Consider the following 25,209-nt stretch of genomic DNA (forward strand, 5'->3'; position numbering starts at 1 on the left):
ATTTTTTACTTTAGATTGACGGTTTGACCTCGGGTTCATCAGCGGCCTCCCCGGAATGTTTGCCCTCAGCCGTTCCCTGCCAGCCGTGGCGCTGAATCAACGACAGATGCTCCCGGTCCTCGGTAATAATTTCGCTCAACATCGCGCTGGTACGTTTATAGGCGGCGGCGCGAGATAACGGATCGTTTTCCCCTTTAGCCATCTCTTCCACCATCCGGGTATTAAAATGACGGAACAGATCCGCGCGCTCGCGGGCTTCATAACGCCCCAGCCCCAGCGCTTCCAGCGCCTGTCGTCCGCTTTTGAGCGCGCCTTCGAAGGTTTCACGTTCTGGCATCGCCACACCAGCCTGGCGCAGGCGGATGTAATGATCGACATCACGGGCGCGGGCGATAATCTGCAGATGCGGGAAATGCGACTTCACCAGTTCACTCAGTTGCAAATTGGTTTGCGGATCGTCAATGGCGTTAATCAATACCTCCGCCTTCGCCGCTCCGGCAGATTCCAGCAAATCCATACGCGTCGCGTCGCCATAAAAAACCTTCATGCCGAATTTACGCAGCGTTTCGATATGATCGGGGTCGTGATCGAGCACCACCATCTTCACCCCGCTCGACAGCAGCAAACGCCCGGCTATCTGACCAAACCGTCCAAACCCGGCCACAATAACCCGCGGTTGCTCTTCGTCGATTTCATCCGCCTCGCGCGCTTCCCCCTTCTCGGTCTTTTCCATGCGCGTCAGCAGCATCAGAAAAATCGGCGTTGCCGCCATCGACAGCGCGACCGCCAGCGTCAGCGCTTTTGCCCATTCCGGCTCAAGTACATCCGCCATTTGCGCCGCGCCAAAAACCACAAACGCAAACTCACTTCCCTGGCCTAATAAGACGGCAAACCAGCGACGCTGTTTTGCCGGTACGCCCAGCGGCCTCGCGACCAGCCACAACATGACGATTTTGATTGCCAGAAAACCGGCCAACAACAGCAGAATGCGCAGCGGATTCTCCACCAGCGTGCCGAAATCAATCGACATGCCGACGCCAATAAAGAACAGCCCCAGCAGCAACCCCTTAAAGGGTTCAATATCGCTTTCCAGCGCATGACGATATTCCGAACTCGCCAGCAGAACGCCCGCCAGGAACGCGCCCATCGCCATTGACAGCCCAACCTCTTCCAGCAACAGGCCGAAACCAAACACCAGAAATAGCGCCACGGCGCTGAACACTTCCCGCAAACCAGAACGCGCGACAAAGCGCAGCGCCGGGCGCGTAACGTAGCGTCCCAGCAACACCACCAGCGCCAACGCGCCTGCGACTTTCAACGCCGATAGCGCAAACGCGCCAAGCGTGGTGGATGCGCCGCTGGCGGCCAGCAGCGGAATCATCGCCACCAGCGGGATCGCCGCGATATCCTGGAACAAGAGCACTGCGAATGCGCTACGTCCTACTTGTGAAACGGTCAGGTTACGCTCATTCATTGCCTGCATGGCGATAGCCGTGGACGAAAGCGCCAGCGTCATGCCAATCAGTTCCGCCACCTGCCAACGCAAGCCAAGAAACATACAGAACAGACCAATCAGTCCGCCGCAGACCACCATCTGTAACGCGCCGCCGCCAAATACCGAGGCGCGCAGCTTCCATAACCGTTGCGGGTCCAGCTCAAGCCCAATAACAAACAACATCAGCACGACGCCGATTTCCGCAAAATGCAGAATAGATTCGGCGTCCGTCACCAGCCGTAGCCCCCAGGGGCCGATAATGCAACCCGCAATCAGATACCCCAGCACCGATCCTAAGCCCAAACGTACCGCAATCGGCACAATCAACGCCGCCGAACCAAGATAGATCAGCGCCTGCAGTAGAGTATGGCTATCCATGATTCACCTCCTGCCATGCCAGTAAACGCTGTTTATACTGACGCGCCTGCGCCTGTAAGGTGTCGTCATCGCAAATGAACGTGCAGTGCATGGCAAACGGCGGCAGCCATTTGAGGCCGCAATAGAGCGCCGTCGCCTGTAGCGGCTGAGAAAGGACGTCAAATCCCGGATGTGAACCGATAGCAAAGTGGTTTTCACCACCGCCGGTCGTTACCGCCCACAGCAGATGTTTACCATGCAATGCCGTACCGCCATGACCGTAAGCCCAGCCGTGGGTGAGGACTTTATCCATCCATAATTTGAGTAAAGGAGGGACGCTGTACCACTGCATCGGATGCTGCCAGACGATAAGACTCGCGCGCGACAGCGCCTCCTGCTCGGCGGCAACGTCAATATTGAAATCGGGATAGAGGTGATAAAGCGAACGTATTTCGACGTTTTCCAGCGTCCCTGCCTGTTCAAGCATCCGCTTATTCGCATGAGAATGATGCGGATACGGATGCGCATAAATAATGAGGATCATGATTAGCCTGTGATGATCTGTTTTTTATTACAAAGTGTAGTGACAAATTCGCCAGGCTAATAGTGAATATTATTGAGCGGCTAACCAGAAAAAATTGAATTAACGCCAGCCAGGAGTTGACGCCATCCTGCCCCCGGAAGACGCTCTCGAAGGGCCGCAGGCGTTTGCGGAAAAGCGCGATCCGGTGTGGAAAGGTTGGTGATGATGGCAGCCTTAAATCGCTGACCAATCGGTTTAAGGCCTTCTTGTCGGGCGGCGCTGCGCTAAATTTGCCTGTAATGACTGTAATATCAATCCATTACATGATGACACAGGCCCAATAAGCGCAGCGCCAACAGCATCTGAACCTCCAGACACGCTGGATGCCAGATCGCCGACGCATAAATTAACCTAATGGGTCAAACACTTAGAGCCTGGCCCAGTAGGCGTAATTGTTGAAGCCAGTTTGGGGCCGACCAGCGCGCAGAAACCGGAGCGTACACGTAGTACGTGAGGATTTTGAGCACTGCCCGGTCCCAAAATGGCGAGTAAAATAGCCTAATGGGTCAGGCTCTTAATCTTTCGCCATGCGGTTAAACTGCTCAATAGTAAGATCCCACGGCTCATGGGCCGCATCCGGCATAAAACTGCCGTCATCCACGCCAATTTCGTCCTTGATAATTTTATTCAGTTTTTCATTCATCGTAAGAATGAGATCCTGATATTTCTGTTTATCAGCAGCAAGGTTATGGTTCTCATCGGGATCATTTTTAAGATCGTAAAGTTCAAGATCGTTGTACTTAATAAGATCCTCCCAGGTTTCCGGCGTATTATGCTCCCTTAGCGAGAAATAGCGTGCAAACTTATAACGGCCATCGTTAATCATCCGCGTCCCTGAACGATGGCTGAAATCAGGATGCAAATGGGATATTTCCTGCTTGATTTGCGCCACCGTTTTTTGTTTATCTCTTTGTAGCGCGATAACGCGGTGGAGATAATGGGCATCGGTATACAAGATCATGCCATAGCAATATAAGCTGGCATTTCTCACCGCATTAACCGCAACGCTCTCCGGGTTTTTTAGCAATCCGCTAAAATTAACGCCTTTGCGGTTGCCTAACGCCTGGTGCTGTTTTTCTTCCGGCAAACCGGTCAGCCCAACTAATGTCGGCGCGATATCAAGATGACAGGTCAACGCCTGACATTTCTTATTACCGGGGTACGCCGGGTGGGAAATAATCATCGGTACATGGATCTGTTCTTTATAAACGGAAGCGCCTTTACCGTGCATCTGATGGCTTCCGCCTAATTCGCCATGATCGGCAGTAAATACAACAATCGTTTTATCAGTTAACTTGAGGGCATCAAGTTCATTTAATATCCGGTCAAGGTGAGTATCACAATCGCGGATACAGTTGAAATAGTAGTCAAGCAGTTTACGCCAACGACGATCTTCATCAGGAAACTGCCCTTCCAGCGCAGCGCGCGCCGTCTGGTATTCAAGATGCGCCGGCGGTCTTCCCTGCTCATTGAATGATTGATGCCTGTTTGTCGGCAGCGGATAGTTCGGCCAGCTTGCCTGATAAAGTTCGTTTTCCGGTGGCTGCGTGGGCGCCAGGGTATTATCATCCTGATCCAACTCGCCACGCCACTGTACCTTTTCTCCCTCTTTATCGGTATCAATAAACATGACGTCATGAGGATTAACGAGGTTAACGGCCAGGAACCAGGGCTTGTGTTGGTCATTCAAGGGCTGCCCCTTGCATCTTAACCAATTTATAGTCTGAGCCGTGGTGGTTGAATCATAAAAATAGCCGCCTTTACTATGGCCTATAATATCGCCGATGCCGTGATAGTCAGCAAAACCATATTTTTCCATAATTTTATGTAATTCTGGTTCAGGAATATCCCCGACATCAATATCCTCATCTTTTTCGTCAGGCAAAGGCTTCTCCAGTTTTTCTGTAAGATGCCACTTACCTTTATAGGCCGTATAGTATCCCAGTTCCCGCATCATATGGCCTGTGGTTCCAAGAGCGGGGTCAAGGTCATAAGGCATCCAGGGTAAGCCCAGATTATCAAACATTTTTGTCTGGGGCATATGTAAGCCGGTATACAATACGGAGCGGGAAGGCGTACAGACATTACTGGTATTCTGATGATTACAGAATGTCACCCCCGTTTTCATGAGCCGCTCTCTGCCGGGTACCGGGAAAGGAAACGTAGGAAAAAAACGCTCCTGGTCGGTCACGACTAACAGAATATTATATCCTTCTGGCAATTTTTCCGGGATTTCGCCAGTAAACGGTTTATCCCACGCCGGTTTCGCCTTGACGGCGCATTTTTCATCAGCCTTTACCGCGCCGGATAACATACCGCCTGCGGCAAGAATACCGGCGCTGGTTAACAGTTTCCTACGCGTAAGATCCGTCTCTTCTGCGGACAGATTTTTTTTATTACTCATATTATTATACCTGTAGTCAGTAACTTTATCACATATTCATTTATTACTGTACGAGGAAGCGTGGATATGTATCAATGCCTTCCGGGTAAGAATATGTGTTATAAATTGATTTTTATTTCAAATTAGAAATATATTAATAAATAACCATAATTCACTGAAAAATTATTTAGATGAAAAGCTCATTGTTTTTATTTTAGAGATACAACTGCAGACATTACTTCATAAAAAAATACATTATTAAACATACTCTATAGCTCTGTGTTCGTGCCTTTTCCCTTCAGCTACGGTGATTACCCTATGCCGCTACAATAAAATCGCCCCGAAAGAAACACTATCAGTAACAGGCCGCGCAACCATAGACATACAACCGGTAATATCACTCTGGGAAATTAAAACATAACTCAATTCTGTTATGTTGCTTATGAATAAAACTAGCGTATTGCCGCGTGATTCAATAAAAATTACGCCATTAAAAGAAATAATATAAAAACTATTATTTACAGGGGGTTAAGTTTCTTTTTAGCTGGCAGCGCATTATTTTACATTGACAACAACATAAAGAGGTGACTATAACAAGATATAAGACGGTCACACCAAATAAGACTATTTTCAGATAATCAACCGAGGTTATTACCCAAAATAATTCGAGTTGCTTAAAGGCGGCAAGGGAGTGAGTCACCAGGAGCATAGATAATTATGAGACTGAGGTGAGCGACAAATCTGCCGGGAGCAGATTTGAACGTCGCGTGCGACGGCCCGTCAGGGCGAGGCCCATGGGTGGGCCGAGTAATCCGTAGCCAACCCGTAAGCCACTTGAAGTATGAAGGGGATAAATAATTTCGTTACGGATTACTGATATTGCGCAAACCTTATCATCAATGCAACAGGAACAGAACCATGAAAAAATGCATTATTGCCGCCGCATTACTGGCAACGGTTGCTTCATTCAGCACGCTTGCGGCAGAGCAGGTCTCTAAGCAAGAAATCAGCCACTTCAAACTGGTTAAGGTCGGCACCATAAATGTGTCCCAGAGTGGCGGGCAGATTTCCTCACCCTCTGATCTACGCGAAAAACTGTCAGCATTAGCCGATGCGAAAGGCGGAAAATATTACCATATTATCGCTGCACGTGAGCATGGTCCGAATTTTGAAGCCGTTGCCGAAGTTTATAACGATGCGACGAAATAAAGTTCTGATTGCGCCATAACGAGGGCACAGGCATGAAATAATAAGAGAGCGCCAGCAAGGTGCCATGTTCCGTCACAATCCACTCAGGGCCGTCTGGAAACAGATGCTGGCCCTCTTTTTTATCAACAGTTCATCCGGGGCAGGCAAGCCGTTGGAATGTGCGCGCGCAGGCAGTAAGCCCTGCGTGAATAAGACGGTTTTGCGGGCTGTTTTAAGATGATGTTTAGTGCGTTTTTACCTGCCTGAACCAGTAATTTTCCATTTTCGTTATCCATTTCCCCTTTTTATTTTTCGGTATTACGCCAGCCCAAAGTAATTGCAGCTGTCGGTTATAGGTTCCAATAGCGTGTCCACCATACGCCCCTTCAAATGCTATCACCATGGGTCCCTGCCCTTTTACCCCCTCTTGTCCTTCATGGCAATAAAGCGCGTTGCGGTGAGTCACGTCAAGTTCATACTGCACGTTCAGTTTCACACATTTTTCCCCGCAGCCTTCTACTGGCGGCAATATTGTCATGGTATAAGGCGGGTTATCTGCCGTGGTTTTCCATGTTCCGATCAGGTCTTTGCAGGCGTTTATCTCCGTAGCCCCGGAGGCGGCAGATAATAGCGCGAGCAAATAAAAAGGTATTAGTTTCAGTTTCATTACAGACTCCTGTTCCTTATACCTCATCATTTATACCTAATCATAAGGATAAATGCCCTGCGATATGTTTTTTTCCGGGAAATGTTGAGCCGCTGTTCAGAGAAATGTCGATGAGTGTAACCTCATGTAAGCGGACAGCGCGGTGGGGAAAGCGGGAACACGGGCGAACGTATTTCGACGTTTTCCGGCGTCCCTGCCTGTTCAGGCATCCGTTTATTCGCATGGGAATAAATGGATGCGCATAAAGAGAGAATATTATTGAGCGGCTAACCAGAAAAAATTGAATTAATTATCCAGCTCGCTCATATTTTTCAGCTGATCGCGGTTAATCTGTTCGGTTTTCCCGGTGGCGGCGTTTTTGTAAGACACCATACCGGTATCGTTATCGACCTCGGGTTTCCCGTCGGTGACAATAGTTTTGCCATCCGTGGTTTCAACCGCCTGGTTAGAAGAGCATCCTGCGACGGTGAATAGTGTTGCTGCGGTAAACAGTGCGGTCATAAGACGTTTTTGCATGGTGTTCTCCCTTCTTTTCAGTTGTTTTAGCATGTGACTGTTAACTGTAGCGTTATTGGCGAAAAGCAGGGAGAAATGCAGAACACTCTTAACGAGGGTTATCCGATGGCGTTCCGCGCAAAGTCATGTTTCCGGTCTGTGTTAGCGTCAAGCCGCGGGTTTCCGGGGCAAACATCACCGATACGCCAAGCCCGACTAACGAAATCAACGCGCCAATCAGCATGACGTTATTAATACCGTAACGAGTAATAAAAATCGGTAATGCCCAGGTGGAGACAATGGTTCCGATGCGGCTTAATGACATGATGACCCCCACGGCCGAAGCGCGAATATCCGTCGGGAAGAGTTCATTAGGATAAAGCCATTGCAGTATGCCCGGTCCGCCGGAAAAGAAGGCGTATACCGCAAACGCCACCACGACCAGTATGATGCCCAGATTTGACACCAGCCCCAGCAGCGCCAGCGCGATAGTCATCATGGCGAAGCTGCCAATAAGCAGAGGGCGACGGCCAATACTGTTTAGCCAGAACATCGCCGGGATACAGCCCAGCATAAAAAAGAGGCTAATCACCACATTGCCAAGCGCCGCGTTGCGCCCCTGCTCCCAGCCGAGTAACCCGACGATCTGCGGCCCAAAGGTATAGATAGCGAACATCGGGATTACCTGACAGGTCCAGATAGCCGCAACGAACAGTACAAACGGAAAATGACGGCGGTTAAACAACTGCAGGAAGCGGGTCTCCTGCGGCGGCTCATCGTCAAAGCAGACCGGTTCGCCGAACAGTTTGATCATCATTTGTTCGCACTCTTTTACCCGTCCTTTTCGCAATAGCCAGCGTGGCGATTCCGGCAGATCAAAGCGGCCAATCAAAATGATTAAGCACGGGATAAAGGCGCTGCCAAGCATCCAGCGCCAGCCGCCTTCCATGTCATACAGCCAGTAACCCACCAGGTTGGCGCAGGTCGCGCCGACGTACCACATCGCGGCGATAAAACCGATGGAGAACGCGCGCTGGCGGGTGTTGGAAAACTCCGTAATCATGGAAGTGGCGATAGGGTAATCCGCGCCGATAACAATGCCAATTAAAACGCGCATCACCAGCAATTCAAGCGGCGTGGAAACAAACATGGTCGCCACGGAGATAACGCCGATAGCGATAATATCAAGCAGGAACATTTTACGCCGCCCGACTTTATCGCAAATATAGCCAAACAACGAGGTGCCGATAAACAGTCCGGCAAGCGTAGCCGCGCCGAGCGCGCCAATCCATTCAGCATCAAGGTGCAATAGCGGCGTCAGTTGTTCCAGCGCCACGCCAATGATCACCAGCACGTAGCCATCAAGGAACGGGCCGCCGCTTCCCCACAGCATAATTCTGCGATGAATGGAGGAGAATTTAAGGTCATCAAAGTTCCTGGGCTGCTGCATGGTGATGTCCTGTTTCAACACGGGCAAAGCGCATCTGTAGGCCGGATAAGGCGTTTCCGCCGCCATCCGGCATTGGCGCCACATGATTGCCGGATGGCGACGCTACCGCATCTTATCCGGCCTACGGGGGCACAACTTCGTACTTATTAGCCGTAGCGGAACTCCACGCCAAACGTCCCGCGCGGGTATTCCCATTTTTCCAGCGCCGTATCAAGGCCGAGGATCCGGCACGTTCCGCACTCCAGGCACCCGGCGTAATCAAAACGAACGCTGCCGTCGTCCTGCTTTTTATACAGTCCCGCCGGACAGGCCTTAATCAGCACCTCCAGCGCCTGTTTATCAGGATCGGTTTTGAGAATGATGTGTGGGCTGTCTTCATCCACATTGAACTTATTGACGCCCAGTTTGACGTCCACATTGACGGGAGATGTCATAATACGGTCACTCCTTTCAGGCCATCTTTCATCAGGTTGATGAAGCCCACTTTCTTCGCATGGCGCAGGATTTTTTTACGCATCGGCACCGGAGCGGAGCCATCCACGGTGAACAGGTCGCGCGCGATATTGACCGCCATTTCGGGATAGGCGGTAAACATGCGGGGATTATCAAGAAAAGCTGGCAGTTTCTGATACATGCGCATATCGCGCATCGGACCTTCGTCCAGATGCTGACGGTATTCCCCCAACGACTGCTTGCTAAAATCGTCACGCTTCATCGCCGAAAGCACCGTCTTCGCCGCCGCTTCGCCTGCGGATATGGCGAGATCCATACCACGGATGGTAAAGCCGAGGTTCATACACATGCCGGCAGCGTCTCCGGCAATCAGTACGCCATCGCCCACCAGTTCAGGCTGCATATTCATTCCCGCCTCGGGTACAACGTGTGCGGCATATTCCACCAGCTTGCCACCGGCGATCAGCGGCGCAACGGCCGGATGCTGTTTGAAATCTTCCAGCATTTGCGGGACCGATTTTTTCGCGTCTTTCAGATGATGAAGTCCACAGACCAGCCCCAGGGAAAGGGTTGTTTCATTCGTATACAGGAAGCCACCGCCCATCAGACCATCGGTTGGCGCCCCGGCAAACAGACAGGCGGCACCTTCGTTGCCCTGTAACTGGAAACGATCTTCAATGACCGACTTCGGCAATTCGATCAGTTCCTTCACGCCGACAGCAACATGCGATGCCTCAACACGCTTTGCCATGCCCAGCTTTTCAGCCAGCAGAGAATTCACCCCGTCAGCGAGGATTACGACTTTGGCTTCCAGAATATCGCCATCGGCTTCCACACCCACGACTTTGCCATCACGCTGAACGACATTATCCACGCGAATACCAGTGATCAGTTGCGCCCCCGCCTCTTCGGCCTGCTCCATCAGCCAGGCGTCAAATTTACTGCGCAAAACGGAATAAGAAACTTGCGACGCTGAAGCATCTTCACCATTGCAGTAGTCGATAGTCATCGCCCCGTTGTCGGTCATAAAGGCGAGTTTTTCGTGGGTGATCATGCGTTCAATGGGGGCCTGATCCGCAAAGCCGGGAATGATGCGTTCCAGGCTATGTGCATACAAACGCCCACCGGTGACATTCTTCGCGCCAGCAGAATTGCCACGCTCGATAACCAGCACCTGTGCACCTTCGCGAGCAAGCACCAGCGCCGCAACCGAACCGGCCAGACCTGCACCCACGATGATGGCATCAAAGATATCTTCGGACATACGTACTCCTGTCAGCGGCAGGATACCTTCGCATCCTGCCCGAAATGGTTTATCGCGCTAAGGCAGCCGTCAGCGCAGGCAGGATCTTCAGCGCATCGCCAACGATGCCAAAATCCGCATACTGGAAGATTGGCGCGTTTTTATCTTTGTTGATGGCGAAAATCGTCTGCGCGCCGTTGGCGCCGACCATGTGTTGGATCTGCCCGGAGATCCCCACCGCCAGATACAGTTCAGGTTTGAGCATCAGGTTGGAGATACCGACGTAGCGCTCGTGCTCCATCCACTTCTCGTTTTCCGCCACCGGGCGGGAACAGGCCAGCTCGGCGCCAATCGTCTGGCACAGCGCTTCGGCCAGCGAGATATTCTCTTTGCTGCCGATGCCGCGTCCCACGCTGACCACCAGACGCGCTTTGTCGAGGTCAACGCTGTTGCTCTGACGCGCCTGGGTTGCGGTGCGGGTCACGGCAGTGGCCGGAGCCTGCCACTGCACGGTGTGCATCTCGCCGCTGCGAGAAGCATCCGGTTGTTGTGCGTCAAACGTTCCGCTGCTGAGTGTGATCACGGCAAACGGCGAAGCGATGGTTTCTGCCCCTATCGCCAGACCGCCGTAGACCATATGTTTAACCGCCGCTTTTCCATCCTGCAGGGAGACGTCGCTGGCGTCATTGGAAACCGCAGCCGACAAGCGATAGCCCAGCTTTGCCGCCAACAGCTTGCCCCGACGCGTATTCGGCAGCAGCACCGCGCCGCCCTCGCTATGCTGACGAATAGTCTCAGCCATCGCATCAGCGTAGTCTTCGATCATTCGGTCTTCTGGTTTGCCGCTGAGCAGCCAGACATGATCCGCGCCCAAATGACATGCTGTCGCGCTGTCCGCTTCGTTCAGTACGAACGCGTTAATTTTTTCACCTACAGCCTGCGCGCCACTCATCAGTTCGGGCAGACGAGAAGGGGTATCGCTGAATACCCAGACACTGGAAAATTTGTTCATAACATCCCCTGATAATTAAATGATTTTGCGCAGATTCTCGACAAACGCGGCGATTTGTTCTTCACCGTCACCTTCAATCACCACACGCTGACGCTCGCGCTGCTTCGGTGCGGCAACCTGTTGTGCGGAATACGCGGATATGCTGTTCAGCCCGATATCCGCAGGCGACCAGACCTGAACCGGTTTTTTCGCCGCGCCAAGAATGGCTTTCATCGAAGGGATTTGTGGGGTGTTAATGTCGGTGGAAACCGCGATCACCGCCGGGAGCGGGATGCTCAGCGTTTCAACTTCATCTTCCAGTTCGCGTTCTACCGTCAATGTGCTGTCGGTAAGAGAGAGGATTTTACTCACGCCGTTAATCGCCGGAATGTTCAGCGCTTCGCCCACCAGCAAACCAACCTGCTGAGCATAAAGATCGGAAGAACCGTCGCCGCAGATAAGTAGATCGAAACCTGATTTTTGCGCCGCGGCGGCCAGCGCGGTAGCGGTGTGTTGCGGCAGCGCCTGCTCAAATTGATCGTCAATGACCACAATCAGTTCATCAGGGCCACGAGAGAGGACATCTTTGCGCCCTTTTGCATTAGTCAGCGCTTTGCCGCCAACGCTCATGGCGACAACCTGAACGTCTCCCAACTGCTGTTTTAACTGGCAAGCAGCTTCAATTGCATTCAGATCATATTGGCTGATTTTGCTATCCGCTTTGCTGAAATCGAGTGTTCCGTCAGCATTATTAATCGCAATATCCTGCTCATCAGGTACGCATTTGTAGCAAGTAATTATCTTCATTGCATCTCCAGAAATCATGAAGGAAACGTATTTATATCGGCGGTGTTAAATACAGATATCACGCTCTTTAATTCAGAAATAAAACCTTAATCACCAATATTGAAAATGTCACACATTGATATTCGTAACTTTCAATAGTGTTACGCACCTCACCAATATTGAAAGAAATATGCCAAATATGAAAATTTTCAATATTGTTTGCTGGCTCAACAATATTGAACGCCAGATACTTAAAAAAGTTAAAAAACCACAACCAATTAATTGATAAATAAAGAAAAAATCAAAATTTAGACACAAAATAATCAACGCAAAAAAGTGTGACGAAGATAACAGAATCACCCGAAGTGAATACCCATCATGAGTTACTCATTGAGGCGTCCCAGAGGTTAAAAACTTATCAACAAATCATTAATAATAAATAAACAAACGTTCATGGACTGGCACGCTAAATAAATTTCGTTTTCACACTGGAATTCACTTATGAAAAATGAAAAGAAAAAATCGGGAATTGAACCGAAGGTTTTTTTTCCGCCATTAATAATTGTCGGGATACTTTGCTGGCTAACAGTCAGAGATCTTGATGCCGCTAACGTCGTTATTAATGCGGTATTCAGTTATGTCACCAACGTCTGGGGTTGGGCATTTGAATGGTATATGGTCGTCATGCTCTTCGGCTGGTTCTGGCTGGTTTTTGGCCCCTATGCCAAAAAGAGATTAGGTGACGAAAAACCGGAGTTTAGCACCGCCAGCTGGATTTTCATGATGTTCGCCTCCTGTACATCCGCTGCGGTTCTGTTCTGGGGCTCTATTGAGATCTACTACTATATCTCCACCCCGCCGTTCGGCCTGGAACCAAACTCCACCGGCGCGAAAGAGATAGGCCTGGCGTACAGCCTGTTCCACTGGGGGCCGCTACCGTGGGCAACCTATAGCTTCCTTTCCGTGGCCTTCGCCTACTTCTTCTTTGTACGCAAGATGGATGTCATCCGCCCCAGCTCCACGCTGGTACCGCTCGTCGGTGAAAAGCATGCGAAAGGGTTGTTCGGTACCATCGTCGATAACTTCTACCTGGTGGCGCTGATCTTCGCGATGGGCACCAGCCTCGGTCTGGCTACCCCGCTGGTCACCGAGTGTATGCAATGGCTGTTCGGTATTCCGCATACGCTGCAATTGGATGCCATCATCATTACCTGCTGGATCATTCTGAACGCGATTTGCGTGGCCTGCGGCCTGCAAAAAGGGGTCAGAATCGCCAGCGATGTGCGTAGCTACCTGAGCTTCCTGATGCTCGGCTGGGTGTTTATCGTCAGCGGCGCCAGCTTCATCATGAACTACTTCACCGACTCCGTCGGGATGCTGTTAATGCACCTGCCACGGATGCTGTTCTATACCGACGCCATCGGTAAAGGCGGCTTCCCACAGGGCTGGACCGTTTTCTACTGGGCGTGGTGGGTTATTTACGCCATCCAGATGAGTATCTTCCTGGCCCGTATTTCCCGTGGTCGTACCGTACGTGAACTGTGCTTCGGGATGGTGATGGGCCTGACCGCGTCTACCTGGATCCTGTGGACAGTGCTGGGCAGCAACACGCTGCTGCTGATGGATAAAAACATCCTCAACATTCCGCAACTGATTGAGCAACACGGCGTGGCGCGCGCCATTATCGAAACCTGGGCCGCCTTGCCGCTCAGCACCGCCACCATGTGGGGCTTCTTCATCCTCTGCTTTATTGCCACCGTCACGCTGATTAACGCCTGCTCTTACACCCTGGCGATGTCGACCTGTCGTGAAGTTCGCGATGGTGAAGAGCCGCCTCTGTTAGTGCGTATCGGCTGGTCGGTGCTGGTCGGCATCATCGGTATCGTTCTGCTGGCGCTGGGTGGGTTGAAGCCGATTCAGACCGCGATTATCGCCGGAGGATGTCCGCTGTTCTTCGTCAACATTATGGTGACGCTGTCCTTTATTAAAGACGCCAAAGTGCACTGGAAAGACAAGTAATTCTTATTAACCCAATTGATCAAGAGGCTGAAAGATGGATTTCAACTTAAATGACGAACAGGAGCTGTTTGTCGCCGGTATTCGCGAACTGATGGCCAGTGAGAACTGGGAAGCTTATTTTGCCGAGTGCGATCGTGACAGCGTCTACCCTGAGCGTTTTGTAAAAGCGCTGGCGGATATGGGTATTGATAGCCTGCTGATCCCGGAGGAACACGGCGGTCTGGAAGCGGGTTTTGTTACCGTCGCCGCCGTCTGGATGGAGCTGGGACGTCTTGGCGCGCCAACTTACGTGTTGTACCAATTGCCAGGAGGTTTTAACACTTTCCTGCGTGAAGGGACTCAGGAGCAAATTGATAAAATCATGGCCTTCCGGGGCACCGGTAAGCAGATGTGGAACTCTGCTATCACCGAACCAGGAGCGGGATCGGATGTTGGTAGTCTGAAAACCACTTATACGCGCAAAAATGGTAAGGTTTATCTCAATGGCAGTAAGTGCTTTATCACCAGTAGCGCCTATACCCCGTACATCGTGGTCATGGCGAGAGACGGTGCATCGCCGGATAAACCGGTTTACACCGAGTGGTTTGTGGACATGAGCAAAGCAGGTATCAAGGTCAACAAACTGGAGAAACTCGGTCTGCGCATGGACAGCTGCTGTGAAATCACCTTTGACGACGTTGAACTGGACGAGAAAGACATGTTCGGTCGGGAAGGTAACGGCTTCAACCGCGTGAAAGAAGAGTTTGACCATGAGCGCTTCCTCGTCGCGCTGACCAACTACGGTACCGCAATGTGCGCTTTTGAAGACGCTGCGCGTTACGCGAATCAGCGCGTGCAGTTTGGTGAAGCTATTGGCCGTTTCCAGCTGATTCAGGAGAAGTTTGCGCATATGGCGATCAAACTGAACTCCATGAAAAATATGCTGCTGGAAGCCGCGTGGAAAGCGGATAACGGCACGATTACCTCCGGCGACGCGGCAATGTGCAAATACTTCTGCGCCAACGCCGCGTTTGAAGTGGTAGACACCGCCATGCAGGTACTGGGAGGTGTTGGTATCGCGGGCAACCACCGCATCACGCGTTTCTGGCGTGACCTGCGCGTTGACCGTGTTTCTGGTGGTTCTGACGAAATGCAGATCCTGACGTTGGGTCGTGCGGTACTCAAGCAATACCGCTAATCGATCCCTTGTAGGCCTGATAAGACGCGGGGCGTCGACATCAGGCAATCATGCCGGATGGCGCTGTGCTTATCCGGCCTACATACCGCAAAAAATGCCAGGAGAAAAATGATGAATCATTTACCAATGCCAACCTTTGGCCCGCTTGCTGGGGTACGCGTTGTTTTTTCAGGAATCGAAATCGCCGGTCCATTCGCCGGACAGATGTTCGCCGAATGGGGCGCCGAGGTTATCTGGATTGAAAACGTCGCATGGGCCGATACCATCCGCGTACAGCCTAACTACCCGCAGCTCTCACGCCGCAACCTGCACGCCCTGTCGTTGAATATTTTCAAAGATGAAGGTCGGGAAGCGTTTCTGAAACTGATGGAAACCACCGATATTTTCATTGAAGCCAGTAAAGGCCCGGCCTTTGCCCGCCGTGGTATTACTGATGAAGTGCTGTGGGAGCATAACCCGAAACTGGTCATTGCCCACCTTTCCGGCTTCGGCCAGTATGGTACCGAGGAGTACACCAATCTTCCGGCGTATAACACCATCGCGCAGGCATTCAGTGGTTATCTGATCCAAAACGGCGACGTTGATCAGCCGATGCCAGCCTTCCCGTATACCGCCGATTACTTCTCCGGGATGACCGCGACGACAGCCGCGCTGGCAGCCCTGCACAAAGTACGCGAAACGGGTAAAGGTGAAAGCATCGATATCGCCATGTACGAAGTGATGCTGCGCATGGGTCAGTACTTCATGATGGACTACTTCAACGGCGGCGAAATCTGTCCACGTATGACGAAAGGGAAAGACCCCTACTACGCCGGTTGCGGCCTGTATAAATGCGCCGATGGTTACATCGTCATGGAGTTGGTCGGCATCACGCAAATCAACGAGTGTTTTAAAGATATTGGCCTGGCCCATATTCTCGGTACGCCGGAAGTTCCGGAAGGCACGCAGCTCATCCATCGCGTGGAATGCCCTTACGGCCCGCTCGTCGAAGAGAAACTGGACGCCTGGCTGGCAACACACACTATCGCCGACGTTCAGGCGCGCTTTGCTGAGCTGAATATCGCCTGTGCGAAGGTGCTCACCATTCCGGAACTGGAAGGTAATCCGCAGTACGTTGCCCGCGAATCGATTACTCAGTGGCAAACAATGGACGGTCGCACCTGTAAAGGGCCGAACATCATGCCGAAATTTAAAAACAACCCGGGGAAAATCTGGCGTGGCATGCCGTCACACGGCATGGATACCGCCGCCATTCTGAAAAACATTGGTTATAGCGAAGCAGATATTAAGGAACTGGTCGGCAAAGGCCTGGCCAAAGTTGAGGATTAAACGCGATGCGCTAATCGGTTTTCCGGTTAGCGCTCACGCCTGATTTCAGTGGATAAAGCAATATGGATATCGTTGGCGGACAAAACTTACGTCAGATGTGGGACGACCTGGCCGGGGTGTATGGAGATAAAACGGCGTTAATTTTCGAATCCTGTGAGGGAATCGTTCGGCAGTTTAGCTATGCTTCGCTCAATGAAGAGATTAACCGCACGGCGAACCTTTTTTACTCCTTAGGGATCCGCAAGGGTGATAGGGTCGCGCTGCATCTGGATAACTGTCCGGAATTCATCTTTTGCTGGTTTGGACTGGCAAAAATCGGCGCCATTATGGTGCCGATTAATGCCCGCTTACTGGGCGAAGAAAGTGCCTGGATCCTGCAAAACAGCCAGGTGAGCCTGCTGGTTACCAGCGCCCAGTTTTATCCTATGTACCGTGAAATACGCCAGGACAAGAACACTCCGCTTAATCATATCTGTCTGATTGGCGAGCAGCTTCCGGCTGACGATGGCGTGAGCCACTTTTCCCAACTGCAAGCACGCCAGTCGGCCACGCTGTGCTATACGCCCGTGTTATCCACTGACGATACGGCGGAAATTCTGTTTACCTCCGGTACCACCTCGCGTCCAAAAGGGGTGGTGATTACCCACTATAACCTGCGTTTTGCAGGCTACTACTCTGCCTGGCAAATCGCCCTGCGCGATGATGACGTGTACATGACGGTGATGCCCGCGTTTCATATCGATTGTCAGTGTACCGCCGCAATGCCTGCATTCTCCGCTGGCAGCACCTTTGTGCTGCTAGAGAAGTACAGTGCCAGGGCCTTCTGGGATCAGGTACGTAAATATCAGGCGACGGTGACCGAGTGCATCCCGATGATGATCCGCACGCTGATGGTCCAGCCCGCCGCACCAACGGACAGGCAGCATCACCTGCGCGAAGTGATGTTCTATCTCAATTTATCCGAGCAGGAAAAAGACGATTTTACCGAACGCTTTGGCGTCAGGCTGCTGACCTCCTACGGTATGACTGAAACCATCGTCGGTATTATCGGCGACCGTCCCGGAGACAAACGACGCTGGCCCTCCATTGGTCGCGTGGGTTTTAGCTATGAAGCTGAAATTCGCGACGATCAAAATCGCCCGCTGCCCGCCGGAGAAATTGGCGAAATCTGTATTAAAGGCATCCCCGGCAAGACTATCTTCAAAGAGTATTACATGCAGCCGGAGGCTACCGCCAAAGCGCTGGAACCTGAGGGCTGGTTACATACCGGTGATTCGGGTTACCAGGATGAGGATGGCTATTTCTATTTTGTCGACAGACGCTGCAACATGATTAAACGCGGCGGGGAAAATGTCTCCTGCGTCGAGCTGGAAAATATTATTTCTGCGCATCCGAAAATTCAGGACATTGTGGTGGTTGGTATTAAAGACGCGATCCGTGATGAGGCCATTAAAGCGTTTATCGTCCTTAATGAAGGTGAAACATTAAGCGAAGCCGAGTTTTTCAGCTTTTGCGAAAACAATATGGCGAAATTCAAGGTTCCCTCTTTTATGGAGATCAGAACCGACCTGCCGCGCAATTGTTCAGGAAAAATAATCAAAAAAAATCTGAAATAAACCTTCCGGCAGGAATCCCTCCCGCCGGGAAACTATTTATCTGGAGATGAACTATGAGTGAATCATTACATCTGACCCGTAACGGCCCGATCCTGGAAATTACCCTCGACCGACCTAAAGCGAATGCCATTGACGCGAAAACCAGTTTTGCGATGGGTGAAGCTTTTCTTAATTTCCGTGACGACCCGGAATTACGCGTAGCAATCATTACCGGCGGCGGGGAGAAATTCTTTTCTGCTGGCTGGGACTTAAAAGCGGCAGCGGAAGGTGAAGCGCCGGATGCCGATTTTGGTCCCGGCGGCTTTGCTGGTTTAACCGAAATATTTGACCTCGATAAGCCGGTCATCGCCGCGGTGAACGGCTACGCGTTTGGCGGCGGTTTTGAGCTGGCGCTGGCGGCAGACTTTATTGTCTGCGCCGAAAACGCCAGCTTCGCGCTGCCGGAAGCCAAGCTCGGCATCGTGCCTGACAGCGGCGGCGTATTGCGTCTGCCTAAGCTGCTGCCACCGGCTATCGTCAACGAAATGGTAATGACCGGCAGACGAATGAGCGCCGAAGAAGCGCTGCGTTGGGGGATCGTGAACCGCGTTGTCAGCCAGAACGAACTAATGGATAGCGCGCGCGAACTGGCGCAACAACTGGTCAATAGCGCTCCGCTGGCTATCGCGGCGCTGAAAGAGATTTATCGCGCGACCAGCGAAATGCCGGTAGAAGAAGGCTACCGCTACATCCGCAGCGGCGTGCTGAAGCATTATCCGTCGGTACTGCATTCAGAAGATGCGCTCGAAGGACCGCTGGCATTTGCCGAAAAACGCGATCCGGTGTGGAAAGGTCGTTAATGTGACTATGCCGGATGGCGCTTCGCTTATCCGGCCTACAGCACATGCGCAACCGTAGGCCGAATAAGCGAAGCGCCATCCGGCAAAAAAACTGAGGTACAACTATGAGCTATTACGCCTTTGAAGGACTGATCCCGGTGGTGCACCCGGACGCGTTTGTCCATCCCAGCGCCGTGCTGATTGGCGATGTCATCGTGGGTGCTGGTGTTTATATTGGCCCACTCGCGTCATTGCGTGGGGATTATGGTCGCCTGATCCTGGAGGCAGGCTCTAATCTGCAGGATGGCTGCATTATGCATGGCTACTGCGATACCGATACCATCGTGCATGAAAACGGCCATATCGGCCACGGCGCTATTCTACATGGCTGCGTGGTGGGACGGGACGCCCTGGTCGGCATGAACAGCGTCATTATGGACGGCGCAGTGATTGGCGAAGAGAGCATTGTCGCCGCCATGAGTTTTGTCAAAGCCGGATTTCAGGGTGAGGCAAGGCAGATGCTGGTGGGTTCACCTGCGCGCGTACTACGCCAGGTCACGGACCAGGAGCTGCACTGGAAACGCCTCAACACCAAAGAATATCAGGATCTTGCGGTCCGCTGTCGAACGGGGTTATCTGAAACGAAGCCGTTAACGCAGGTCGAAGAAAACCGGCCGCGCCTGAAAGGCACGACGGACGTAAAGCCAAAATCAGCACAGTAATTGATGCCGGATGCGCTCACGCTTATCCGGCCTACGCGTCAATCACCGTTTACACTGCCATCAGGTAAACAGACAATTAGCGACGCATACTTTTTGACAGCATCATCTGCCATTTCTGCTCACGGTTAAGCTCTGTTGGAGGAACCGCTGACAGGCGCGGGGTTTTCGCCACGCTCACTTTTCTTTCCTGCAAATTATGATTCAATCGGCGATAGAGATGAGAATCAATACTCACGACTTTCACCAGACGCTGGCACTGACAGCCTCGTCCTGCAATCTGGTTAGGGATCATCTTCACTTCACAAACAATTTCCCCCACTTCTGACAGAATATAGGAGAGCGTATTAATTGCTTTGCAGTGTTCAATATCAAATTGACGGGAAATCTCCTTGGCAGTAATCCATCGGTCCTCTGCCATCATCCAGTCAGCAATTAACAAATAAAGCGGTCTTTCAACATATTTTTCACACATAAGCACACCATTTCACAAATTAAAAATCTGGCTACGGCCTGTCCAAATTAATAAAAACTAAGCCATATTAAAATTGTGGATATAAAGATAGTATGCGACTTGAATGTTGATTAGTGTGAGCAATATCGTGCTTATTACATTGAAAATGTGGTTACGGAAACGGACTTCTCCAGGAATGACCTTACGCAAGATAAAAAAAGGGTTTCTTTACAGAAACCCTTTCAACATTATATTACAGGTCCGGTTAGAGCAATATCCGCCGGACCCTTTGTTTACGACTTTTTGATCTGCGCGTGCATTTCCTGCACCGAGGTTACCTTCTCGGTGGCATCGGCATTGAGCGCCATCGTCGTTGCAAAACCGCCGTTCAGCGTGGTGTCATAATGCACTTTATACTGCAGCGCGCTGCGGCGAATCACCCTGGAGTCTTCAATCGCGCGGCGACCTGCGGTGGTGTTGATGATGTAGGTGTATTCGCCATTCTTGATACGGTCCTGAATGTGCGGACGACCTTCATGCACCTTGTTCACCAGACGCGGGTTGATACCGGCTTCGCCCAGCACAATCGCGGTACCGTGGGTGGCATCCAGCTCAAAGCCCTGTTTCAGCAGCTTGGCGGCGAGATCCACCACGCGCTCTTTGTCGCCTTCGCGGACGGAGAGCAGCGCACGGCCCTGTTTCTTCATGGTGGAGTTACTGCCCAGCTGCGCCTTAGCGAACGCTTCCGCGAAGGTACGGCCGACGCCCATCACTTCCCCGGTGGAGCGCATTTCTGGCCCTAACAGCGGGTCAACGCCCGGGAATTTGTTAAACGGCAACACCACTTCTTTCACCGAGTAGTACGGCGGGATAATTTCTTTGGTCACGCCCTGCTCGGTCAGCGATTTGCCGGCCATCACGCGCGCCGCCACTTTCGCCAGCGGAACGCCGGTGGCTTTGGAGACGAACGGTACGGTACGCGCCGCACGCGGGTTGACTTCAATCAGGTAGACTTCGTTGTCCTTGACCGCAAACTGCACGTTCATCAGGCCGCGCACCTGCAACTCGAAGGCCAGCTTCTGCACCTGCTGGCGCATCACATCCTGAATTTCCTGGCTCAGGGTGTAGGCTGGCAGGGAACAGGCGGAGTCGCCGGAGTGTACGCCCGCCTGCTCAATATGCTCCATAATGCCGCCAATCAGCACCATTTCGCCGTCGCAGATAGCGTCCACGTCCACTTCAACCGCGTCATCAAGGAAGCGGTCCAGCAGCACCGGCGCATCGTTAGACACGCTGACCGCCGTCTGGAAGTAGCGACGCAGGTCGGCTTCGTCATAGACAATTTCCATCGCCCGACCGCCCAGCACGTAAGAAGGACGTACCACCAGCGGGTAGCCGATCTCTTTCGCTTTTTCGACAGCCTGTTCAATGGCGGTGACGGTGGCGTTGGCCGGTTGCTTCAGCTTCAGACGGTCAACCGCGTGCTGGAAGCGCTCGCGGTCTTCCGCGCGGTCGATGGCGTCCGGGCTGGTGCCGATAACCGGCACGCCTGCCGCTTCCAGCGCGCGCGCCAGCTTCAGCGGGGTCTGGCCGCCGTACTGCACGATAACGCCTTTCGGCTTCTCGATACGCACGATTTCCAGCACGTCTTCCAGCGTCACCGGCTCGAAGTACAGGCGGTCGGAAGTGTCGTAGTCGGTAGAGACGGTTTCCGGGTTACAGTTGACCATGATGGTCTCGTAACCGTCTTCGCGCAGCGCCAGCGAGGCGTGTACGCAGCAGTAGTCAAACTCAATGCCCTGGCCGATACGGTTCGGGCCGCCGCCGAGGACCATGATTTTGTCGCGGTCAACGGACGGGTTCGCTTCGCACTCATCTTCATAAGTGGAGTACATGTAGGCGGTATCGGTGGCGAATTCCGCCGCGCAGGTATCCACACGCTTGTAGACCGGATGCAAGTCATACTGGTCACGCAGCTTACGGATTTCCGCTTCGCGTACGCCCGCCAGTTTCGCCAGACGCGCATCGGCAAACCCTTTACGCTTCAGCTGACGCAGGAAGTCGGCGTTGAGGCCAGTAATCCCGACTTCAGCCACTTTCTCTTCCAGACGCACCAGCTCTTCAATCTGCACCAGGAACCAGCGGTCGATGTTGGTCAGGTTGAACACGCCGTCGACGGAGAGGCCTGCGCGGAAGGCATCGGCGATATACCAGATACGATCTGCGCCCGCATCTTTCAGCTCGCGGCGGATTTTGGTCAGAGCTTCCGGGTCGTCAAGGCTGACTTTCGGGTCGAAGCCGGTAGCGCCCACTTCCAGGCCGCGCAGCGCTTTCTGCAGGGATTCCTGCTGCGTGCGGCCAATCGCCATCACTTCCCCGACCGATTTCATCTGGGTGGTCAGACGGTCGTTAGCACCGGCGAATTTCTCAAAGTTAAAGCGCGGAATTTTAGTAACCACATAGTCGATGGACGGCTCGAAGGAGGCCGGCGTACGGCCACCGGTGATGTCGTTCATCAGCTCGTCGAGGGTATAACCCACCGCCAGTTTGGCCGCCACTTTGGCAATCGGGAAACCGGTGGCTTTCGACGCCAGCGCCGAGGAGCGGGAGACGCGCGGGTTCATTTCGATAACGATCAGACGACCGTTTTTCGGGTTCACTGCGAACTGGACGTTAGAACCGCCGGTTTCAACGCCGATTTCACGCAGTACCGCCATCGAGGCGTTACGCATGATTTGGTACTCTTTGTCGGTCAGGGTCTGGGCGGGCGCCACGGTGATGGAGTCGCCGGTATGGATACCCATCGCATCGAAGTTTTCGATGGAGCAGACGATGATGCAGTTGTCGTTTTTATCACGCACCACTTCCATCTCGTACTCTTTCCAGCCGATCAGCGATTCATCAATCAGCAGCTCGTTGGTTGGCGAGAGGTCCAGACCGCGTTCGCAGATTTCTTCGAACTCTTCACGGTTGTAAGCGATACCGCCGCCGGTGCCGCCCATGGTAAAGGACGGACGGATGATGCACGGGAAGCCCACGTCAGCGGCAACCGCCAGCGCTTCTTCCATGGTGTGCGCGATACCGGAACGCGCGGTGTCGAGACCAATTTTCTTCATGGCGATATCGAAGCGACGACGGTCTTCGGCTTTATCAATGGCGTCGGCGGTCGCACCAATCATGGTGACGCCGAACTCTTCGAGCACGCCCTGCCGCTCCAGCTCCAGCGCGCAGTTCAGCGCGGTCTGGCCGCCCATGGTCGGCAGCACTGCATCCGGACGCTCTTTTTCAATGATTTTGCGCACCACTTCCCAGTGAATCGGCTCGATGTAGGTGGCATCGGCCATTTCCGGGTCGGTCATGATGGTGGCCGGGTTGGAGTTCACCAGAATAACGCGGTAGCCTTCTTCGCGCAGCGCTTTACACGCCTGAGCGCCGGAGTAGTCAAACTCACACGCCTGACCGATAACAATCGGGCCCGCGCCCAGAATCAGGATGCTTTTTATATCTGTACGTTTTGGCATGGCTCTTATTTACTCCTGATTATTTCGCGGACTGACGGTATTGCTCAATAAGCTCGATAAAGTGGTCGAACAGCGGCGCCGCATCGTGCGGGCCCGGGCTCGCCTCCGGGTGTCCCTGGAAGCTGAACGCCGGTTTGTCGGTACGGTGAATGCCCTGCAGGGTGCCGTCGAACAGCGACTTGTGGGTTACGCGCAGATTGGCTGGCAGCGAGTCCTCATCAACCGCAAAGCCGTGGTTCTGCGCGGTGATCATCACCACGTTTCTGTCCAGGTCTTTCACCGGGTGGTTACCACCGTGGTGACCAAATTTCATCTTGATGGTCTTCGCACCGCTCGCCAGCGCCAGCAGCTGATGGCCGAGGCAGATGCCGAACACAGGAATGTCGGTCTGGAGGAATTTCTTAATCGCCTCGATGGCGTAGTCGCACGGAGCCGGGTCGCCAGGGCCGTTCGACAGGAAGATGCCGTCCGGATTCATTTTCAGCACCTCTTCAGCAGAGGTTTGCGCTGGCACCACCGTCAGGCGGCAGCCGCGATCCACCAGCATGCGCAGGATGTTGCGTTTGGCGCCGAAATCATAGGCCACCACATGGAACGGCAGGTCATCCTCAGATTTCGCTTCCGGTAAACCGTCTTTCAGCGTCCAGCTACCCTGCGTCCAGCGGTAAGTTTCCGTCGTGGTCACTTCTTTCGCCAGATCCATACCGTTAAGTCCAGGAAATGCTTTCGCTTTTTCCAGCGCCAGCTTCGCATCCGGGCTATCGCCTGCAATGATGCAGCCGTTCTGTGCGCCTTTCTCACGCAGCAGTCGGGTCAGCTTGCGGGTATCGATATCAGCAATCGCCACAATGTTATGGCGTTTGAGGTAAGAAGAGAGGTCTTCGGTGTTACGGAAGTTGCTGGCAATCAACGGCAGATCGCGAATCACTAAACCTTGCGCATGAACCTGAGAAGATTCTTCATCGGCTTCATTGGTGCCGACATTACCAATATGGGGATAAGTAAGAGTGACGATTTGGCGGGAATAGGAAGGATCAGTGAGGATTTCTTGATAACCGGTCATTGAAGTATTGAAAACGACTTCCCCAACCGCCGAACCCGTTGCCCCAATGGCCCGACCGTGAAACTGGGTTCCGTCTTCCAGAACCAATAGCGCTGACTTAATCAAAACACCCTCCAGAGAATATTCACTCACTTTATTTGCATATTAATTCATTCAGTCAGTATGAAGCAATGCAAATTTGCTTACCCGTGGATTTCTGGCAAACGGCGGCATTCTGAAGTTAAGCCGGATAAAAGTCAACTTAAAGAGGGTATTTTTTATGTTATTTTGCACATTATAAGGAAGTTATTCTGTTTAATAGGTAAAAAGATCAACTAAGTGACGATAGAAAACGCTTGCGCTTCCTTGAGTTCGCAAAAAAGTGGCTGGCATGATAAAAAGTGGACCAAATGGTCAAATTTC

Annotated in this window: 20 protein-coding genes; 7 read left to right on the forward strand and 13 right to left on the reverse strand. The window is 52.4% G+C overall.

Annotated features, from left to right (window positions below):
• Positions 1-10 precede the first annotated feature (10 nt).
• The 3 genes from kefC to QEN32_RS18200 all read right to left on the reverse strand — a co-directional run bounded on the left by kefC (position 11) and on the right by QEN32_RS18200 (position 4,839).
• On the reverse strand, positions 11-1,873 hold the full coding sequence (gene kefC / locus QEN32_RS18190; protein ID WP_023243389.1) for a glutathione-regulated potassium-efflux system protein KefC: 1,863 nt from the start codon (positions 1,871-1,873) through the stop codon (positions 11-13).
• Positions 1,866-2,396, reverse strand: coding sequence for a glutathione-regulated potassium-efflux system oxidoreductase KefF (gene kefF, locus QEN32_RS18195; RefSeq protein ID WP_000600706.1), 531 nt, complete (start codon positions 2,394-2,396; stop codon positions 1,866-1,868). The genes kefC and kefF overlap by 8 nt, the downstream gene beginning before the upstream one ends.
• A gap of 553 nt (positions 2,397-2,949) precedes the next feature.
• Positions 2,950-4,839 carry a sulfatase-like hydrolase/transferase gene (locus QEN32_RS18200; protein ID WP_061383986.1) on the reverse strand — a complete coding sequence of 630 codons (1,890 nt, stop codon included), beginning with the start codon at positions 4,837-4,839 and terminating at the stop codon, positions 2,950-2,952.
• Positions 4,840-5,736: 897 nt separating this feature from the next.
• Between QEN32_RS18200 and srfN the strand changes: the two genes are divergently transcribed.
• Entirely contained in the window at positions 5,737-6,027 is a 291-nt protein-coding gene (gene srfN / locus QEN32_RS18205; protein WP_079982189.1) for a DUF1471 family virulence protein SrfN, read from the forward strand.
• A gap of 223 nt (positions 6,028-6,250) precedes the next feature.
• On the opposite strand, the gene QEN32_RS18210 is transcribed toward srfN, so the two are convergent.
• The 7 genes from QEN32_RS18210 to QEN32_RS18240 form a co-directional block, all read right to left on the reverse strand.
• Entirely contained in the window at positions 6,251-6,667 is a 417-nt protein-coding gene (locus QEN32_RS18210) for a hypothetical protein (protein ID WP_165450975.1), read from the reverse strand.
• Between the two features lie 291 nt (positions 6,668-6,958).
• Positions 6,959-7,189: a YgdI/YgdR family lipoprotein gene (locus tag QEN32_RS18215; RefSeq protein ID WP_001172089.1), complete on the reverse strand. Its 231-nt coding sequence runs from the start codon at positions 7,187-7,189 to the stop codon at positions 6,959-6,961.
• A gap of 88 nt (positions 7,190-7,277) precedes the next feature.
• Complete coding sequence (locus QEN32_RS18220; RefSeq protein WP_001187057.1) at positions 7,278-8,618, reverse strand: MFS transporter; 1,341 nt, start codon at positions 8,616-8,618, stop codon at positions 7,278-7,280.
• A 146-nt stretch (positions 8,619-8,764) separates the two neighbouring features.
• On the reverse strand, positions 8,765-9,052 hold the full coding sequence (fixX, locus tag QEN32_RS18225) for a ferredoxin-like protein FixX (protein WP_000203736.1): 288 nt from the start codon (positions 9,050-9,052) through the stop codon (positions 8,765-8,767).
• Positions 9,049-10,335 (reverse strand): FAD-dependent oxidoreductase, encoded by a 1,287-nt coding sequence (locus QEN32_RS18230; protein ID WP_001287773.1) that lies wholly within the window; start codon positions 10,333-10,335, stop codon positions 9,049-9,051. The genes fixX and QEN32_RS18230 overlap by 4 nt, the downstream gene beginning before the upstream one ends.
• Before the next feature lie 49 nt (positions 10,336-10,384).
• Complete coding sequence (locus QEN32_RS18235) at positions 10,385-11,326, reverse strand: electron transfer flavoprotein subunit alpha/FixB family protein (RefSeq protein ID WP_265322010.1); 942 nt, start codon at positions 11,324-11,326, stop codon at positions 10,385-10,387.
• 15 nt (positions 11,327-11,341) lie between these two features.
• Complete coding sequence (locus QEN32_RS18240; RefSeq protein ID WP_265322011.1) at positions 11,342-12,112, reverse strand: electron transfer flavoprotein FixA; 771 nt, start codon at positions 12,110-12,112, stop codon at positions 11,342-11,344.
• 480 nt (positions 12,113-12,592) lie between these two features.
• Between QEN32_RS18240 and caiT the strand changes: the two genes are divergently transcribed.
• From caiT to caiE, 6 genes are all read left to right on the forward strand, one after another.
• Complete coding sequence (gene caiT / locus QEN32_RS18245) at positions 12,593-14,110, forward strand: L-carnitine/gamma-butyrobetaine antiporter (RefSeq protein ID WP_000787073.1); 1,518 nt, start codon at positions 12,593-12,595, stop codon at positions 14,108-14,110.
• 34 nt (positions 14,111-14,144) lie between these two features.
• Positions 14,145-15,287: a crotonobetainyl-CoA dehydrogenase gene (gene caiA, locus QEN32_RS18250; protein WP_000347134.1), complete on the forward strand. Its 1,143-nt coding sequence runs from the start codon at positions 14,145-14,147 to the stop codon at positions 15,285-15,287.
• A 111-nt stretch (positions 15,288-15,398) separates the two neighbouring features.
• Positions 15,399-16,616, forward strand: coding sequence for an L-carnitine CoA-transferase (gene caiB, locus QEN32_RS18255; RefSeq protein ID WP_001016212.1), 1,218 nt, complete (start codon positions 15,399-15,401; stop codon positions 16,614-16,616).
• A 62-nt stretch (positions 16,617-16,678) separates the two neighbouring features.
• Positions 16,679-18,232 carry a crotonobetaine/carnitine-CoA ligase gene (gene caiC / locus QEN32_RS18260; RefSeq protein WP_265322012.1) on the forward strand — a complete coding sequence of 518 codons (1,554 nt, stop codon included), beginning with the start codon at positions 16,679-16,681 and terminating at the stop codon, positions 18,230-18,232.
• Positions 18,233-18,285: 53 nt separating this feature from the next.
• Entirely contained in the window at positions 18,286-19,071 is a 786-nt protein-coding gene (gene caiD / locus QEN32_RS18265) for a crotonobetainyl-CoA hydratase (protein ID WP_265322013.1), read from the forward strand.
• A 104-nt stretch (positions 19,072-19,175) separates the two neighbouring features.
• Positions 19,176-19,772, forward strand: a complete 597-nt coding sequence (caiE, locus tag QEN32_RS18270) for a carnitine operon protein CaiE (protein ID WP_137398494.1) — start codon at positions 19,176-19,178, stop codon at positions 19,770-19,772.
• Between the two features lie 76 nt (positions 19,773-19,848).
• On the opposite strand, the gene caiF is transcribed toward caiE, so the two are convergent.
• The 3 genes from caiF to carA form a co-directional block, all read right to left on the reverse strand.
• Positions 19,849-20,244: a carnitine metabolism transcriptional regulator CaiF gene (caiF, locus tag QEN32_RS18275; protein WP_042312419.1), complete on the reverse strand. Its 396-nt coding sequence runs from the start codon at positions 20,242-20,244 to the stop codon at positions 19,849-19,851.
• 272 nt (positions 20,245-20,516) lie between these two features.
• Entirely contained in the window at positions 20,517-23,744 is a 3,228-nt protein-coding gene (carB, locus tag QEN32_RS18280) for a carbamoyl-phosphate synthase large subunit (protein WP_001126307.1), read from the reverse strand.
• A gap of 19 nt (positions 23,745-23,763) precedes the next feature.
• Positions 23,764-24,912 (reverse strand): glutamine-hydrolyzing carbamoyl-phosphate synthase small subunit, encoded by a 1,149-nt coding sequence (gene carA / locus QEN32_RS18285; RefSeq protein ID WP_265322014.1) that lies wholly within the window; start codon positions 24,910-24,912, stop codon positions 23,764-23,766.
• Between the last annotated feature and the right edge of the window lie 297 nt (positions 24,913-25,209).

The organism is Salmonella sp. SA14318, assembly GCF_029866905.1.
In the GTDB taxonomy this organism is placed as follows: Bacteria; Pseudomonadota; Gammaproteobacteria; order Enterobacterales; family Enterobacteriaceae; genus Salmonella; species Salmonella enterica.

Bases quoted from the DNA above. Each gene is read 5' to 3' on its own strand.
- kefC (WP_023243389.1), bottom strand. From the start codon at position 1,873: ATGGATAGCCATACTCTACTGCAGGCGCTGATCTATCTTGGTTCGGCG.
- kefF (WP_000600706.1), bottom strand. From the start codon at position 2,396: ATGATCCTCATTATTTATGCGCATCCGTATCCGCATCATTCTCATGCG.
- QEN32_RS18200 (WP_061383986.1), bottom strand. From the start codon at position 4,839: ATGAGTAATAAAAAAAATCTGTCCGCAGAAGAGACGGATCTTACGCGT.
- srfN (WP_079982189.1), top strand. From the start codon at position 5,737: ATGAAAAAATGCATTATTGCCGCCGCATTACTGGCAACGGTTGCTTCA.
- QEN32_RS18215 (WP_001172089.1), bottom strand. From the start codon at position 7,189: ATGCAAAAACGTCTTATGACCGCACTGTTTACCGCAGCAACACTATTC.
- QEN32_RS18220 (WP_001187057.1), bottom strand. From the start codon at position 8,618: ATGCAGCAGCCCAGGAACTTTGATGACCTTAAATTCTCCTCCATTCAT.
- fixX (WP_000203736.1), bottom strand. From the start codon at position 9,052: ATGACATCTCCCGTCAATGTGGACGTCAAACTGGGCGTCAATAAGTTC.
- QEN32_RS18230 (WP_001287773.1), bottom strand. From the start codon at position 10,335: ATGTCCGAAGATATCTTTGATGCCATCATCGTGGGTGCAGGTCTGGCC.
- QEN32_RS18235 (WP_265322010.1), bottom strand. From the start codon at position 11,326: ATGAACAAATTTTCCAGTGTCTGGGTATTCAGCGATACCCCTTCTCGT.
- QEN32_RS18240 (WP_265322011.1), bottom strand. From the start codon at position 12,112: ATGAAGATAATTACTTGCTACAAATGCGTACCTGATGAGCAGGATATT.
- caiT (WP_000787073.1), top strand. From the start codon at position 12,593: ATGAAAAATGAAAAGAAAAAATCGGGAATTGAACCGAAGGTTTTTTTT.
- caiA (WP_000347134.1), top strand. From the start codon at position 14,145: ATGGATTTCAACTTAAATGACGAACAGGAGCTGTTTGTCGCCGGTATT.
- caiB (WP_001016212.1), top strand. From the start codon at position 15,399: ATGAATCATTTACCAATGCCAACCTTTGGCCCGCTTGCTGGGGTACGC.
- caiC (WP_265322012.1), top strand. From the start codon at position 16,679: ATGGATATCGTTGGCGGACAAAACTTACGTCAGATGTGGGACGACCTG.
- caiD (WP_265322013.1), top strand. From the start codon at position 18,286: ATGAGTGAATCATTACATCTGACCCGTAACGGCCCGATCCTGGAAATT.
- caiE (WP_137398494.1), top strand. From the start codon at position 19,176: ATGAGCTATTACGCCTTTGAAGGACTGATCCCGGTGGTGCACCCGGAC.
- caiF (WP_042312419.1), bottom strand. From the start codon at position 20,244: ATGTGTGAAAAATATGTTGAAAGACCGCTTTATTTGTTAATTGCTGAC.
- carB (WP_001126307.1), bottom strand. From the start codon at position 23,744: ATGCCAAAACGTACAGATATAAAAAGCATCCTGATTCTGGGCGCGGGC.